General features: G+C 26.5%; 16 protein-coding genes and 1 pseudogene. 15 read left to right on the top strand and 2 right to left on the bottom strand.

All coding sequences use genetic code 4. The features are described 5' to 3' along the window. Positions 1–38 precede the first annotated feature (38 nt). From ACR82Z_RS03790 to ACR82Z_RS03750, 9 genes and pseudogenes are all read left to right on the top strand, one after another. Complete coding sequence (locus tag ACR82Z_RS03790; protein WP_435129013.1) at positions 39–1,463, top strand: hypothetical protein; 1,425 nt, start codon at positions 39–41, stop codon at positions 1,461–1,463. A 187-nt stretch (positions 1,464–1,650) separates the two neighbouring features. Next, a complete protein-coding gene (locus ACR82Z_RS03785) occupies positions 1,651–2,178 on the top strand; it encodes a hypothetical protein (protein WP_435129010.1) in 528 nt (175 codons plus the stop codon). Continuing rightward, positions 2,178–2,891 (top strand): hypothetical protein, encoded by a 714-nt coding sequence (locus tag ACR82Z_RS03780; protein ID WP_435129007.1) that lies wholly within the window; start codon positions 2,178–2,180, stop codon positions 2,889–2,891. The genes ACR82Z_RS03785 and ACR82Z_RS03780 overlap by 1 nt, the downstream gene beginning before the upstream one ends. Positions 2,892–3,054: 163 nt before the next feature. Further along, positions 3,055–3,318, top strand: coding sequence for a transposase (locus ACR82Z_RS03775; protein ID WP_435129004.1), 264 nt, complete (start codon positions 3,055–3,057; stop codon positions 3,316–3,318). Further along, on the top strand, positions 3,251–3,616 hold the full coding sequence (locus tag ACR82Z_RS03770; protein WP_435129001.1) for a transposase: 366 nt from the start codon (positions 3,251–3,253) through the stop codon (positions 3,614–3,616). Before ACR82Z_RS03775 ends, ACR82Z_RS03770 begins: the two co-directional genes overlap by 68 nt. Next, a pseudogene (locus tag ACR82Z_RS03765) lies at positions 3,598–4,232 on the top strand (IS256 family transposase). Before ACR82Z_RS03770 ends, ACR82Z_RS03765 begins: the two are co-directional and overlap by 19 nt. Positions 4,233–4,477: 245 nt before the next feature. Further along, a complete protein-coding gene (locus tag ACR82Z_RS03760) occupies positions 4,478–5,881 on the top strand; it encodes a hypothetical protein (protein WP_435128998.1) in 1,404 nt (467 codons plus the stop codon). Positions 5,882–5,883: 2 nt separating this feature from the next. Next, the gene (locus ACR82Z_RS03755; RefSeq protein ID WP_435128996.1) at positions 5,884–6,588 is read left to right on the top strand and encodes a hypothetical protein; all 705 of its coding nucleotides are present in this window, start codon (positions 5,884–5,886) and stop codon (positions 6,586–6,588) included. 10 nt (positions 6,589–6,598) lie between these two features. Next, the gene (locus ACR82Z_RS03750) at positions 6,599–7,399 is read left to right on the top strand and encodes a hypothetical protein (protein WP_435128993.1); all 801 of its coding nucleotides are present in this window, start codon (positions 6,599–6,601) and stop codon (positions 7,397–7,399) included. A gap of 201 nt (positions 7,400–7,600) precedes the next feature. On the opposite strand, the gene ACR82Z_RS03745 is transcribed toward ACR82Z_RS03750, so the two are convergent. Beyond that, entirely contained in the window at positions 7,601–8,710 is a 1,110-nt protein-coding gene (locus ACR82Z_RS03745; protein ID WP_435128990.1) for an IS30 family transposase, read from the bottom strand. Positions 8,711–9,193: 483 nt separating this feature from the next. Here ACR82Z_RS03745 and ACR82Z_RS03740 point away from each other — a divergent pair, with 483 nt between their 5' ends. The 6 genes from ACR82Z_RS03740 (at position 9,194) to ACR82Z_RS03715 (ending at position 15,590) form a co-directional block, all read left to right on the top strand. Next, on the top strand, positions 9,194–10,192 hold the full coding sequence (locus tag ACR82Z_RS03740; RefSeq protein WP_435128989.1) for a heat-inducible transcriptional repressor HrcA: 999 nt from the start codon (positions 9,194–9,196) through the stop codon (positions 10,190–10,192). A 1-nt stretch (position 10,193) separates the two neighbouring features. After that, positions 10,194–11,042, top strand: a complete 849-nt coding sequence (gene grpE / locus ACR82Z_RS03735) for a nucleotide exchange factor GrpE (RefSeq protein WP_435128986.1) — start codon at positions 10,194–10,196, stop codon at positions 11,040–11,042. A 75-nt stretch (positions 11,043–11,117) separates the two neighbouring features. Further along, positions 11,118–12,911, top strand: a complete 1,794-nt coding sequence (gene dnaK, locus ACR82Z_RS03730) for a molecular chaperone DnaK (RefSeq protein ID WP_435128983.1) — start codon at positions 11,118–11,120, stop codon at positions 12,909–12,911. 137 nt (positions 12,912–13,048) lie between these two features. After that, positions 13,049–13,837: an NAD(+) synthase gene (gene nadE / locus ACR82Z_RS03725; RefSeq protein WP_435128981.1), complete on the top strand. Its 789-nt coding sequence runs from the start codon at positions 13,049–13,051 to the stop codon at positions 13,835–13,837. An 8-nt stretch (positions 13,838–13,845) separates the two neighbouring features. After that, positions 13,846–14,571: a YebC/PmpR family DNA-binding transcriptional regulator gene (locus tag ACR82Z_RS03720; protein WP_435128978.1), complete on the top strand. Its 726-nt coding sequence runs from the start codon at positions 13,846–13,848 to the stop codon at positions 14,569–14,571. Next, on the top strand, positions 14,571–15,590 hold the full coding sequence (locus ACR82Z_RS03715; protein ID WP_435128975.1) for a ZIP family metal transporter: 1,020 nt from the start codon (positions 14,571–14,573) through the stop codon (positions 15,588–15,590). The genes ACR82Z_RS03720 and ACR82Z_RS03715 overlap by 1 nt, the downstream gene beginning before the upstream one ends. A 31-nt stretch (positions 15,591–15,621) precedes the next feature. Here the strand turns inward: ACR82Z_RS03715 and hpt are convergent, their stop codons facing one another. Then, positions 15,622–16,164: a hypoxanthine phosphoribosyltransferase gene (hpt, locus tag ACR82Z_RS03710; RefSeq protein WP_435128972.1), complete on the bottom strand. Its 543-nt coding sequence runs from the start codon at positions 16,162–16,164 to the stop codon at positions 15,622–15,624. Positions 16,165–16,189: the final 25 nt, after the last annotated feature.

Raw genomic sequence — 16,189 nt, 5'->3', positions numbered from 1 at the left:
AATTGTGTAAAATTATATCAAGTCAAAAAGGAGATGAAATGAGTAGAACATTGATAAAATTAGGTGATCCTATAACAGGTTTATCAGGTGTTATAGGTATTCCGGTTCAAAGTTATAATATCCCTCCTAATTATCACAAAATAATAGATGCAAGGTTAGAAAGCACGGGATATGATAATGAATTAAAAAAAGAAAAAAATAATCATATTCTTGAAATGGCTGGTGAATTATATTTATTTGAAAAATCACTTCCAGACTTTCTTAATTCAAGTATATCATTAAATGAACTAATGAATAAGGTAAGTAAAAAAAATTTCAGCAAACTATTAAACAAATATGTAAGAAGATTAATAGATGATAAAATTATTTCAAGTAGCGATGCAAATTTAATTACAAACCAAGGTCCAAAAAAATTTAATGAAATGTATAATAAATTTCTTGGTGAATTAAGACTTTCTGTCGATAAATTGAAACTACAGATACAAGAAAATATTAAGAAAGAAAAAAGAATAAGAAAAATTAATAGGGTATCACTAGATGATGAAAAAGGATATAAAATAAATATTGAAGATGATATAGAAAATTCAAAAAAAATAGCTATTAGGTTCTTTGAGGTTGAGAAAAAAATAGAGCAAATAAAACCTATTTTGAAACTCTTAAATGACGGAGTCAAGAGTACTAACGATATATTATTAAAATTAAATTCCGCTTATCTTTCCTTTGTTGTTACTTCCACATTATCAGGAATTGTAGCGTTTTTTATTCCAGTTGTTGGTGCTGTTTTAGGTGCTGGTTCTGCTTTTTCATTAATTGTTCTAACAGGGGTTATAATTTATTTTAAGACAAGAAAACAGAATTTTTTAGACAAAAATGCAGCATTAAAAAAGATAATTTCACTTGATGATGGATCTAATGTTGAAGAATCAAAAATATCTTATTTCTATGACTCATACGACTTTGCATCTAACGGATGAAAAATAACAGACAATATTTTTAAATTAGTAATGTATTTTAAAAGTAAAATTTCAAATGCTATTAAGGATATACTGGAATTTTCTTTACCTTCTTTGGAATCATTAGGGATTGATGGCTTATCAATAATACTTGCATTAGGTGATAGAACACAAATACAAAGAGAAAATGATATTATAAATAATTATACAAGTGATTTAAAGAAGACATTAGATTCGCTATATAATGAATTAAATAACATAAAAAAAGTAGAATGAGTTGTAATAAAAGAGACACCTAAAAACGATTCATATAATCATGGCGGAAAAGGTGGAAGAAATTTAGTCTTCAAAAACCTTGAAACTGGTCAAATCCTTACAATTAATGAAATGTTACAACAAACAGACTTGCAACTATATAAATGGGGACTAAAAAAAGTATATAACCCTGCTCGAAAAGTAACATATATAAGAAAATTACCAAATAAAACAAAGTTAGATAATTTAGGTTAATATGTTTTTATTATTTCTTTCTCTCCTAATACTTCCTGCAATATTACCACTTAGTATGGTATTAATTCTTATTATTTATAAATATTGTTTTCAAATTTTCTTTTATATCCTTAATGATACATACAAAAGACATCAAATGTTACACACAAATAAATACCATATTCATTTTGTGCATGGTTGATATTTAATGAATAAGAAAATAAATAAGTTAGTGATACTTCATATTATTTTGTTTTTATTTACATTTTTACTTCACTCAGGAGCAATCATTGCAGCTTTTATGTTAGTTCCTTATTTGCAAGAAGATTTCATAAATTTATTTTACTCACTTATTCCACCAGCACTTTTAATAACTATTGCATCTGTTTCAATTTTTTATATTATATTCATTAGAAATATGTATATATCTATAAAATCAAAGTCATATTTCAATACAATAATAAAATCAACAAAGATAACTTATGACAATATGTTAAATGATGAATTTAAAAATAACGGATTATTACCCCTTAATTACATTGTTATATATGATATTATAGCAATGTGAAATATAATTAATATTAAAAAGCTTAAAAAGATTTTTAAAGAAGATACATATTACATTCTAGCTTTTTATATTTATGATATGGATAAATCAGTAAAAAGTGAGTACATAGATAACTATCAAGGTTTTTTCTACAACTATGTAAATTATTTTAATAAGGATGATGTCTAATGTTTGTATGAGCAATTATTAATATTTTTCTTGCATTAGCCACCATTTATATTTCATTATATACTTATTTTGTTCTTAGATTCTTTACTATAAACTTTAAATTTATAATCAAGAAAACTAACATTTTAATAAAGATTAAGCATACAAAAACACATTACACATTCAAATATGGTGCATTAGCTTTTTTGAAATGACAAAGAATCACACATCTTTTCTTTGTTTTTTTAAGTTTTTTCTTAATTATTTTGATTACTATAAATGCGCTTCTTGTAATTAAATATAACAGTAGTAAGCTATCAGTAAGTGCAGAAGCACTTTTATATATTAATATAACCTATATACCTCACTTTTTACTTTGTTTTATTTGTAGCATTCTATTTATTAAACTTAGAATCAATCGCACAAATATTATTTATAAACTTATTGATAAATTTGAATTCACCTTTGATGATTATTTTCTTCCTAAAAAAACACCAAAGTTAAACAAAAGAAACGAAACTTTTTTTGATTTTTATCATTTAAAAGGTAGAATGGTTGTTTTAAACATATATCCATTAAGAATATTTATAAAATCAAAATTAGATGTTATAAATATTCATTATTTTATGATTTGAGGTTATCATTTTGATGAAGTCAATAAAGGAAACTATATTTGAGAAGGGTTATATGCACAATTTTGAAATTATAAGAAGACATCTATTATTTGACAATAATTCTTTCAGAAACTTTTAAATATATACATATTGATAGGGACCTTAAAAAAAGTTGTGTATCCATAACTGAGTCATTTTCATAAAAAAAGATTTTTTAAAAAAATATTAAAAAAAGAGTGAAACTCCTTTAAAATTGTAAGTGAAATAAAACAAAGGAGAACACATGACAGATATTATATCAAAAAATTTGTTAATTTCAGAAAAGATTAATGAAATAAAAGAAAATGGGTTTAAATTCGTAGCAGAATTTTCAAGAGACATCATTACTAATATAATGAATGCAATCTTAAAAGAAGAGTTTGATGAGAACTTAAAATTTGAATTTGAAAATTCTAAATATGAAAAGAAAAATACACGAAATGGTTATTATACAAGAAGCACTAGATACACCTATTGGAAAAGCATTGTTAAATGTTCCAAGAGATAGAGCAGGAAGAATTAAAAGTAAATTATTTACCAGATATAGTCGGAGAAGCGATGATCTTACTCAGATGATAATGTCTTTTTGCAAACTAGGTGGTTCTTATAAAGAAATCACTGATTTCATTGAGAATTCTACAGACATAAAAATGTCAAGACAAACAATTTCTAATATCTTTACTACTACAAAGGAAAAGGTAGATGAATTCCAAAATAGAAAGTCTACCAAAGAAATTTCAAGCAATTTTTCTTGATTCTTCTTATTTTTCCATCAAACGAGGAAGTTATGCAAAAGAAGTCTATAAATATCGTTATGGGAATTGACGAAAATGGCTATAAGCAAGTGCTAAACTTTGAAATTTGTCCAAATGAAAACAAAGGAATTTTTAGAGAATTATTACTAAAAATTAAGGAACAAGGTGAGAAGAAGTTGAAATTTTTGTCTTTGACTACTTACCTGGTTTAGAAAATGTTGTAAATGAAATTTTTCCAAAATCTAAGACTCAAAGATGTCTTATACACATTCAAAGAAATATTGTGTCTAAAGTAAGGGTTTCAGATCGTAAAGAAATTTCTAATGATTTTATGTTAATTGCCAAACGAAGTAATAAAACTGAAGCACAAAAAGAACTAGAAAACTTTGTATCAAAATGAACCATAAAAGGTTACAAAAAAGAAGTCTCATATCTTTTGCAAATGCAAAATTTATTAACATTTTTTGGTTTTCCACCTGAAAAGCGTAAATCTATTTATACAACAAATCCAATTGAATCCTTAAACTCGAATATGAAATTGATTTTAAAAAGAAAGGTTTCATTTCCTAGTTCGGAAAGTTTATCACTGCTTTTAGCACATATTTTTGATAACTGAAATATTGACAGAAGTTTTAGAGCAACAAACGGATTTAGAAATATTGGTTAAACTTCGATTTGGTATTGAAAAACCTGCAAAATATAAAGCAAAAGAACAAAAGATTACTTTTGTTCGCTTTATTTTGCGGGTTTTTCAAAAAAATTTTTAAATTTTTCTGATAAGATGCTATTATATATACTACTTACCTTTTTATAGGATATAACTTAGATTTTATTAAAATACACAAGAATTTTTATAATGTCGATTGATAGGTTGTCTTAAATATTTTCATAAAATTTATATAAGGAGTTAAAATGAAGAAAATATTATTAAATTTAGGTGATCCGATTGCTAGTTTAAGCAGTATTACAAATATGCCAGTATACGAATATAAAATAAATCATAATCCTGAAAATATGAATCAATCAAATACAGGAATTAATACATTTATTGATTATGAATATTTAATGAAAACAATTGATGAAAAGTTGTTTACAAACAAATTAAATGGTGACAATTTCTTTCGTTTCTTAAATTCTGAAAAAAAGAACAAAAGTTTAAAAAATTTAATTTCTTTTCAAGATTTTAAGAAAATGTTTGACTATTATATTGTAAATCTGAAAAAGAGTGGAAAAATTGCTCCATACCAAGAAAAAGAAATCATAGATTATAATATTCATCAAATATATTCAAAATTTATAGAAGAATTCGAAATTTCTGTTAATTCTATTGTTAATGATATTACAAAGAAAATAAAAAAAGTTAAAGTAAAATCTAACATAAAAAGAGTTCTAATAAATAATGATTTGAGATATACTATAAATATAGACCAAAATGAAGTTAATTCAAAAAAACTAAACATTAAATTTCATGAATTAGAAGCCGAAGCAGAAAATATTAAGGAAGTTTATTCTATAATAGAAAATAACATTAATTCAATACAATCTAAAATAAAAAATGCAACAATAGCATCAATAGCAACGACAGCTGCTTCTGTGTTATCATCAGTATTATCTTTTTTCTTTCCGTTTATTTTTGCTTTTGTTAGTGTAGGCACTTCTGTGGTATCTCTAGGAATAACATTTTATATAGACTCACTTAAAAATCAAAAAGAAGCTTTATTATCAAAAAAAGAATTTATAAATAAATTGCTTAACATAAAATCTAACACAACCTCACTTGATGACTGATACACAGCTTTTAATTATATATGGGGTGTCACTAACGGTATAACTGGTAATGTATTTAGAATTGCAATGAATTATAAAAAATTAAAATCTGTTGGTAGTTTTGCATCAAAACTTGTTAAAGCAATACCATCCATTACTTTTACAGGAATTGATCTTGCTTCATTAGGTGTTAGTATAGATGAATTAAACAAACTTAATAAAGAAACAGAAGAAATTCAAAAGTTTTTGTTAAATCTTACAAGTAAATTAAATGAAATCAACAAATACTTAGATGATATTAGAAAAATTGAATGAGTTGTAATGAAAGAAACTGTTCAAACAGATTCTTATGAAAATGGTGGAACAGGGGGTAGAAATCTATTATTTAAGAATTTAAAAACAGGTGAATTTAAAACTATTGATCAGATGCTTAGTGTTTCAGAATGACAACTGTATGAATGAGGACTTCAAAAAGTATATAATCCTGCTAAAAACATATGGTATATAAGAAAATTACCAAATAAGACTAAACTAGATAATCTAGGATAAATATGTGATTTTTAGCAATTTTACTTATTTCTGTTTTTATGTATTTCCTTATAAATCCAATTATTTTTTCTGTTGTATATTACTTTAGATTAAATATTTTTTATTATATTTTAATAGATACATATAAAAGAGACATTGAATCCAATAAAAATTATCATATTCACTTTATAAACGGGTGAAATATTATAAAAATTCAAGCAAAGCAATACAACTTTATTTCTTTTATTGTATTATTTGTAATAATCTTCTTATTCATATCTGAAATTTCTTTTTTATTATCAATGAATTATATGACTTTTTTATCAGGTTATGATAATCAAATAGTTTATTATATTCTTCCTGCTGTTATAATGAGTTTTATAGCATATACACCATATTTTCTAACTGTATATAAACATATTAAATTTTCATTGAAAGCAATAAAACATTTTGATTCAAAATTGAAGAATATAACAGTAAACTATGAAAAATGATTACCAAATGAGTTTAAAAACAACGGATTATTACCGATAAATTATATGCATATTTATTCTTTTTTGATGATATATAACAAAATAGATATTAAAACAATAAGAAAAGTTTTTAAGGAAAATACATATTATATTCTTGCTTTTTTTATTTACAATATGCATCTGTCAAAACAAACAGAACATCAAAGTTATTATATAGGTATGTATTATAACTATATTAATTATTTCAATAAATAAGGTATAAAATATGATTTTTGTATTTTTTGCAATTAACTCTGTTGTAGATATACTGTTAGTAATTTTTAATATTTATATCATTTTTTATTTTATCTTTTTAAAAAGATTATCTACTTTTTCAATTTATAAAATGCATAAATTAATTAAAATTAATCAAACCATAACTAATGTCATCTTTAAAAAAGGTGCTAATTCTTTTATTAAGTTAATGAAAAAGTTTTATTTTATTTTATTGTTGAATATAATCTTTTGTCTACTTGCTATTATTTTAAATTTTATTTTTTATAATATTATTTATGATAAAAACAGAATAATTTCTAATGCAGTTAATTTTAGTGAAAATTATTCAAATTATAAATTCTCTATTAATTATCTTACATATGCTTACATTCCAGGGGCAGTTGATATTATAATTCCTTTATTATTACTTATTTTTTACACTTTATTATTTAAAAAACAAACAAACCAAATAAAAAATTTGATAAATAGCTTTACTTTTTCCTATTGTAATTATTTTATACCAAAGCCTTTTTTTGAGAATTTAATACAAGTAAAGAAATTTTATTTCGATTATCATAGTATAAATAAAAAAGTTAATTTAGATATACATAATCATAAAGAACAAATACATAATGAAAAAGAAAGATTATATATTTTTTATTTTATCATCTGAGGATATCATTTTGATCAAATAAATAAAGGAAATATTATTTATGATGACTTATATTCTAATTTCATAACAACCTATCAAAAGGTATTTAATGAAGATATAATTTACCAAACATCAGAAAATAAAAATTTAGCAATTTAATTATTTATTTGCTAAATTTTTAGCTGAATTGCAATTAAAGAAGCTACACTAAATGCAATGATTAAGAAGACGAATAAAGACTTAAAAATCAATATTTGTCTTCTTTTGTTTACTTATATTTTTCACAAAAGAAAAAAAGAAAGAAAACAAAATCAGTAATCAAAAATTACTGATATTCCTTTTTCTATCTAGTTTAATTTTCTATTTATATTTCTTGAAAAATTTATTTTTCGATGTATTTGATTGTCTTTTTAAATAACTGTAAGCATATAAAGGTTCTTCATCTGGTATAGGTTTTCAAGGATCTAAAAAATAATTGTAATGATAAAATAACTCATCTGAACTTTGGTATTTAAAAAGTTTTCGAGGCATTTTATTTATTTCGTTTTGGACTAAAAGTAATTGATCTTCTGTGACATTATTGAAGTTTGTGCCCTTTGGAAAATATCTACGAACCAGTCCGTTGAAATTTTCAATCCCACCCTTTTGCTGCGATGCATATGGGTCTGCCTTGTAGATATAAATTTGTAATCTGTATGCTAAATAAAAAAGACTCTTAAATTCTCAACCATTATCTTGTGTAATTGATTTAACATTTAATTTGTATTTTTTTAATTGTGTCTCAAAGTAATCGATTAATCTTTCAAGGATTTTTTCTGGTAGAAGAATGATAATTCCATATCTTGTAATTCTCTCTGTGAAAATAAGTAAATGACTATGTTTTGCACGGTTTCTTCCTATGATTAAATCGACTTCTCAATGTCCATATTCACTTCTTTCTGCAATACTAGTTGGACGAGATCAAAAAGGACGAATCCATCTTTTTCCTACTAATTTTTCTACTCCACTTTTGTAGTCATCTGGATGTTTCTTTCTATATTTGCTGCGTAAACAGTCTTTTCTGCTTATAACTCAAACACCACTTTCGATTCAGTTGAATACTGTTCTTAAAGTTTGGTATTTGCACTTTTGAGTATTTTTAATATACTGATAAGTGACATCGATTCCAAAACTTCTTTTATTAAATTTGCTATGGAAAATTTGCGAAAATATATCATATTTATGCATGTGTGATTTTAAAATACAATGCTTTTTTCATTGATTTCTTATCTCACATTTTTCTTGCATATAATAAGCATCATAACCAAATAAATGAGAATTTCTCTTTATTTCTCTGCTGATAGATGAACGTGAAATTTTCATTTCTGTTGAAATTTCAGTTAGTGATTTTTTCTCTGTTTTTAATAAAAATTCTAATCAAATTCTTGTTTTCAGGGTAAAATTATTAATGAGAGGCTCCTTTCTATTCACTAGATAGAAAAGGGGTTTTTACAACCGTAATAATTTTATTTAGAAATAACAAAAACAAAGCTTCTCTTTGTAAAATATACATACAATACATTTATCTGTTTTGCACTTTCACCACCCTCTCTGCCCTCCTAATGGCAAAATAGGTAGGGGAACTTTCTTTTGTAAAAAGAAACAAAAAACTCCCTACTTTGCAAACTCAGTTTACAAAGCAGGTTTTATTTTTAAGCTTTGCATAAAAAATAAAAAAAGTTACTAAATTTAAAATTTAACTTTTGGGATTAATGACTTTGTAAGTTCAAAATTATTTTTGCTTTTGTTAAATTAATATCGTAAATTTATTATTGAAAATATTTGTGGTTATACAAAAAAGCTACACAATAGTCTAATTTTTATAGTGTAGCTTTTTAGATTGCATTTTGGGTAAAAATTTAGCAATTTAATTATTTATTTGCTAAATTTTTATTTTTGTGCTAGAATATTATTATGATTAAAGAGGAAATAAACAAAGGTCATGAGTTAATTCTAAAGTACACTGTGCTTTTATATATTGAATCAGGTGAGGCAGTAAGTAGTGCAAAACTTATTAAAAGATTTAATGAAATAACTTTTTCACCTGCTAAAATTCGGTATTTAATGAATGATTTAGAAAACAAGGAATTTTTGATAAAACCGCATTTATCTAGTGGTCGCATCCCGACATCAAAAGGACTGAGCTATTATGCAAACTTTTTATCAGAAACATATGAAGAAAAGTTGTTAAGAAAACTTGAAAAGATTTTAGACAAAAAAAGAAATGAAATAGACACAACTATTGAGCAAGCAGCAAAAATTATTTCAGAAATTACTAATTTAACATTAGTTACAACTGATTTATCACAAAAGCATCTGCTCAAAAGCATCGAAATGGTTCCATTAGATCAACATCGAGCCACGATTGTAATGGTAATTTCAAATGGAGAAGTTTTTTCAAAAATAATTACTTTTGATAAAGATGTTAGCATTAATGACTTACGAATTGCGATAAAGATATTTAAAGATCGCCTTATTGATATCCCATTAGATAAGTTAGCAGACCATGTTTTATCACTTGCTGAACCGCTTGCATCACAAATTAAGAATTATCAAAAGGTAATCGATTCATTTATTACTCAGGTTTTTACAGAAAAAATTAATCACATTACTCAAAATAAAGTTTTTGGTAAATCGAATATTATCTTAAGAGATGATATAAATAGAGAGACATTAAATAAGATGTTAGAATTAATCGAAAACTATTCTGTTTGAGATCGCATCGAAGAAAGTGTTGAAAATGATCAAAAACTTAAAATATCAATTAACGATGAACGAACATATATGTCTAAGCGAATCGAAAACAATAGCAATGTCACTGAGGTTTCAGTAATTGGTGCTCAAGCATCTGATTACGATGCAATGCGAACAGCATTAAATGTTTTAGAAATTTTACTAAAGAAAAGAGGTTAATATGTTTAATAAAAAATATAAACATGGAGATAAAATAACAGGTGATTTTCGTCTTTATTTAGATGGTCACCATCAAAAAGAATATGATAAAAATACTACAATTACCTTAGGAAATAATGAATATTTACCAGATTTAGATAAATATATCATTGGTCGTAAATATAAGAAAGTTTTAGAGGTTGAATTTACTTATTCTAAAAAGTTCGATGATCCAAAATTTGCAGGAAAAACAGTTAGGTTAGTAATAACACATGTAAATTCAAACCATATTGTTTCAGATGATAGCATAGTTGAAGAAGGTGGGGTCAAAGAAGAACTTGCAAAACTAAGAGCAGAAGTTTTCCTTTTAAGACAACAAATTGCTCAAAAAGATTTAGATATACTTAAATTACAAACAGAGTTTAAAGAAAAAGCATCGCAGTTATCAAAAAAGGCAGATCAGATGTTACAACAAGAAATCCAAAATCAAAAGCAAAAACTCGAAAACGAACGAAATGATATTAAAAATTATGCTTTGCAATCTTTCTTTGAAGATTTTGTTATACCTTATAACAACCTTGTAATGGCAGTTAACTTTGGAAGTAGTTCAACATCTGAGGAAACTCGTAATTACACAATTGGATTTAATATTGTTTTAAAACAATTTGAAGATGTTTTTTCAAGTAATGGTGTTGAAATAATTAATCCACAACTTGAAACTGAATTTGATCCAAGTTCACAAGCAGTAGTTGATTTTATCGACTCCGATATTGATAATATAGTAAAAAAAGTTACAGCATATGGTTTAAAATTAAACTCACGTTTAATTAAACCTGCATCAGTTATACTGACAAAAAAAATTAGCAATTAAATTCTTTGTTTGCTAAATTATGTTATAATTAATCTATATAACAAACAAAAACAAAAAACTATTAAGGAGAAAATCATGGCAAAAGAAATTATTTTAGGAATAGATTTAGGAACTACAAATTCAGTAGTTACAATTATGGATGGAAAAAAATCAGTAGTTTTAGAAAACCCTAACGGTAAAAGAACTACTCCATCTGTAGTATCGTTTAAAAACGGAGAGCAAATTGTAGGGGATAATGCTAAACGTCAAGTTGAAACTAACCCAAATACAGTTATCTCTATTAAAAGACTTATGGGAACTGATAAAACAGTTCATGTAAATGGAAGAGACTATAAACCAGAAGAAATTTCAGCAATGATTCTTTCATATATGAAAGAATATGCTGAAGCAAAATTAGGAACAAAAGTTAAAAAAGCAGTTATTACTGTTCCTGCATACTTTGACAATGCACAACGTGAAGCAACTAAAATTGCTGGTAAAATAGCAGGATTAGATGTATTAAGAATTATTAATGAACCTACAGCGGCTGCATTAGCATTCGGTCTTGATAAAGATCATAAAGGAATGAAAGTATTAGTATATGATCTTGGTGGAGGAACATTTGATGTTTCAGTTCTTGAAGTAGAAGATGGAACATTTGATGTATTATCTACCTCAGGTGATAACCACCTAGGTGGAGATGATTGAGATCATGAAATTGTAAACTGATTAACTAAGAAAATTAAAGATGTTTATAAATTTGAAGTTGGAACTGATAAAACTCGTTTAAATCGTCTTAAGGAGGCTGCTGAAAAAGCAAAAATTGATCTTTCTGAGCAAGGACAAGTTACTATTGCAATTCCTTTCTTTGGAATGACAGAAAATGGACCTGTTAATGTTGAATTAAACCTAAAGCGTAGCGAATTCGAAGAAATGACATCACATTTATTAGATCGCACTAGAAAACCAATTGAAGATGCTTTAAAAGAAGCTGGAATTACTGCTAAGGATTTGCATGAAGTATTATTAGTTGGTGGATCAACTCGTATGCCTGCAGTGCAAGATATGGTAAAACGTACCTTAAATAAAGAACCTAACCGCTCAATTAACCCTGATGAAGTCGTTTCAATTGGTGCCGCTATTCAAGGAGCTGTATTAGCAGGTGATATTGATGATATCTTATTATTAGATGTTACACCATTAACCTTAGGAATTGAAACTATGGGAGGTATTGCAACTCCATTAATCAACAGAAATACCACAATTCCTGTAACTAAATCACAAGTTTTCTCAACAGCAGCTGATAATCAAACCGAAGTAACAATCCGTGTTGTGCAAGGTGAAAGACAAATGGCATCAGATAATAAGACTTTAGGTCAATTCAATCTTGGTGGAATTGAACCTGCACCTCGTGGAGTACCACAAATTGAAGTAAGTTTTACAATTGATGTTAATGGTATTACAACTGTTACTGCTAAAGATTTAAAAACAAATAAAGATGCAAAAATTACAATCACAAATTCAACAAAACTTTCTGAAGAAGAAATTCAAAGAATGGTTAAAGAAGCAGAAGCAAACAAAGAAGCAGATGCAAAGCGCAAAGAAGAAGTTGAAACCATTGTTCGTGCTGAATCATTAATCGACCAAATTAAAAAGGCAACTGCCGAACAAGGTGATAAAATGGATGAAAAAGCAAAAGCAGAGAGTGAAAAACTTATTAACGAATTACAAGAATTAATTGATAAAAAAGATATTCCTGCATTAAAAACAAAATTAGAATCAGTAGAAAATGTAATGCGTGATTTTGCAAACTATGCAGCACAACAAAATGCTACAAAATCTGAAACAAAAAATTCCGACGAAGACACAGCAACAGTTGTAGAAGACTAAAAATAACCCTATTATGGGTTTTTTTTACTTTTAAGTCTAGATAATAGACTTAAAAGTAATTTTATATTACTATATAGTAATTTTTATATAGAAAAACAAATTTTATTATATAATATAACTTATGTAGAAAGGTAAGTATGAGTAAAATTACCAATTATAATGGTTTTGAACATTCTTTTAATGAGCAAAAAGCTTATGAATATATAGATGTTCTAAAAACTTTTTTAAATGATATGTTACAAAAAGCAAATGCAAAAGGATTTGTTGTCGGAATTAGCGGAGGAATTGACTCATCGTTAACATATGCTTTAGCGAAATCTGTAACAGATAATACGATTGGGGTTGTAATACCGGTGCAATCAATGCTACAAGCCGATTTAGCAGATATACAAGCACTTGAACAAAGGTTTAACACAAAGTTTAAAACTATTAAATTAGGTGCTGCATTTAAGGCAATAAGCAAGGAATTAAACCTAGCAAACCCTCTTTCAATCGCTAATATTAAGCCACGTTTAAGAATGACAACTTTATATGCAATAGCACAAGAAAATAATTATTTAGTTTTAGGAACTGATAATGCTGATGAAGTATATATAGGTTACTTTACTAAATACGGTGATGGTGGAGCAGATTTATTACCTATTTGTCAACTAACAAAGGGTGAAGTTGCATATCTAGCTCAACTTTTAGGTGTACCAGATAGTATTATAAATAAAAAGCCATCAGCCGGTTTATGAGATGGACAAACAGATGAAGGTGAACTTGGTTTTTCATATCGTCAATTAGATTTTTATATAAATCACCTTGATAAACCACAAATTATTAAACAACACTTAACAAAAGATATAATCAACAAAATAGAATATAGACATAAAAATACAGAACATAAAAGACAACCTGTTTTTAAACCAAAACCAGTAGAATAGGAGACATTATGGCAGGACATTCACACTCAGCTAATATTGCACACCGTAAGGGTGCCCAAGATGCAGCAAGAGGAAAAATTTTTCAAAAACTTTCAAAAGAAATTTTTGTTGCTGCTCAATTAGGACCAGATCCAGATAAAAATCCTACTTTAAAACTTGCTATTTCAAAAGCAAAAGCAAAAAATATGCCAAAAGACAATATCGAAAGAGCAATCGCTAAGGCAGCAGGGAACAAAGATGGTTCATCATATACAGAATTAATTTTTAATGCTACTATTAGTGGTGGTGCTACCTTTATTGTTGTAACTTTATCTGATAATATAAATCGTGTTAAATCGAATATCCAAGCATATTTTAATAAGCAAAATGCAACCTTAGGAAAAACTGGACAGATACCTTTTTCATTTGATAAAAAAGGTATTATCGAATTTAGCAAACAAAATATTTCAGAAGATGATTTAATGCTTATCGCATTAGAAAATGGTGCTGATGATGTACAAAGTAATAATGAAACATTTGTCATCTTAACCCAGCCTGAAAACTTTAGTGAGCTTAAATCCGTTCTTGAAACAGAGTTTAAAATTGATAATTTTGTCCAATGTGAAGTTACATATATTCCAAATATGTATGTAAGTTATGATGCGGAAAAACAAGCAAAATTATTAGATTTTGCTGAAAAATTAAAAGATGACGATGATGTACAAGATGTATTTCATAATGTAGAAATTAAATAATGCAGTGATTAAATAATCTTTATTTAGGTATTAACAACGGGATAAATAACCCTTATTTATCGAAATTTTTATTAAGTCTAATCTTTTTAATCGTTCTTTTGATGGTTCCTATTATCTTATCATTTGTGCTACCGATATTTAAAAAACAAATTCAAAAAACTAAAGTATACTTATATGCTTTTTCAACTGGTTTTTTTATAATACTTGCTTCCTTTGGTTTCTTGCGTGAATCATTAGAAGTTGCTTCGCATCATTCTGAAATATTTGGCGAAGGTACATCAGTATATTATTTATCTAATATTGGTATGGTAGGTGGAGGAATTTTAGTCGGATTAACATTTGCTTTTGTTTTAAAATTTGTTATTTCTTCAAAATTAAACAAACAACTGATGAAGTCAAAAAAACTTAGTGTTTTTGTCCACGAACATAAACATAGCAACAGCGAACATGACCACACCCACAGTCATGAAGAATTTTTAAGCAACCGAGAAGATAAATTACAACTTGTAGAAAATACTCTACTAGCAAAAACTGAAGGAAAGTTAAAGCTTATCGCTCTGTTATTATTACTCACACATCGCATCCCAGAAGGATTATTAATTGGTTATAACCTTTCACAAGTAGCAGCCGATGTATCAAAAGCAAGCGATATTACTGTAGCATACTTCATTTCCTTAATCTTACATCTTATACCCGAAGAAACCATTTTCTACCTTAGATTACGGGATGCAGGATTTTCCCCTTGAAAAGCATTATTTACATCGTTTGCTGGGTTAGGTTTATTTTTACCCTTTATCCTAATTGGTATTTATGGTGGTGATTTTGTAAGTGATCCTCTTAAAAGTCTAATTTATTCGGGTATAGGTGGTATCTTTATTTTTACATCATTAGTTGAATTCTTTCCTGAATTCTATCATGAAATATTTAATAAGAAGAAATGATTTATTACATTATTAATGTTATTTTTAGGAGTTGTTTTTTCAGTTATTATTCTTTCAATCCATTCACACGGACATTAAAAATACGGAAATTTTCCGTTTTTTTTAATGTCTATAAATATTTTTTATCAAATATCCCTATATATGGTAGATTTCTTAGTTTTTCTTTATAATCTAAACCAAAACCAACCAAGAATTCATCCGGAACTTTTATTGCTGAAAAATCTGCTTGCAAATCATTCTTTCGATGAAATGGTTTATCTAACAAAGTCAAAATTCTTAGTGATTTTGGTTTACGTGATAATAAAAGGTTTTGAATTTTTTCTAAAGTAATTCCACTGTCAATAATATCTTCAACAATTAAAACATCTTTATCAAAAATATCTTCTGCTAAGTCCATAATTATTTTTACACTACCTTTGGATTGGCTGCCTCCTGCATAACTACTTGCTGTAATAAAATCAAGCGAATGGTCAACTTCAACATCTTTAATCAATTGTGCTAAAAACGGTATAGAACCCTTTAATAAGCCAACAATAACTAAGTTATCACTTGTTTGGTAAGTTTGATTAATTCATTCTGCACACTTTTTAATTTCTGCATCCAAAAATTCTTGTGTATATAATATTTCTTTAATGTGTGGGTGTTTGTTCATTTTGTTCTCCTTGTGTTGTATTAAA

Source organism: Mycoplasma sp. 6243 (assembly GCF_051200785.1).
Classification (GTDB): domain Bacteria; phylum Bacillota_I; class Bacilli_A; order Mycoplasmatales; family Metamycoplasmataceae; genus Mycoplasmopsis.
This window is presented reverse-complemented; position numbering and strand designations above follow the sequence as displayed.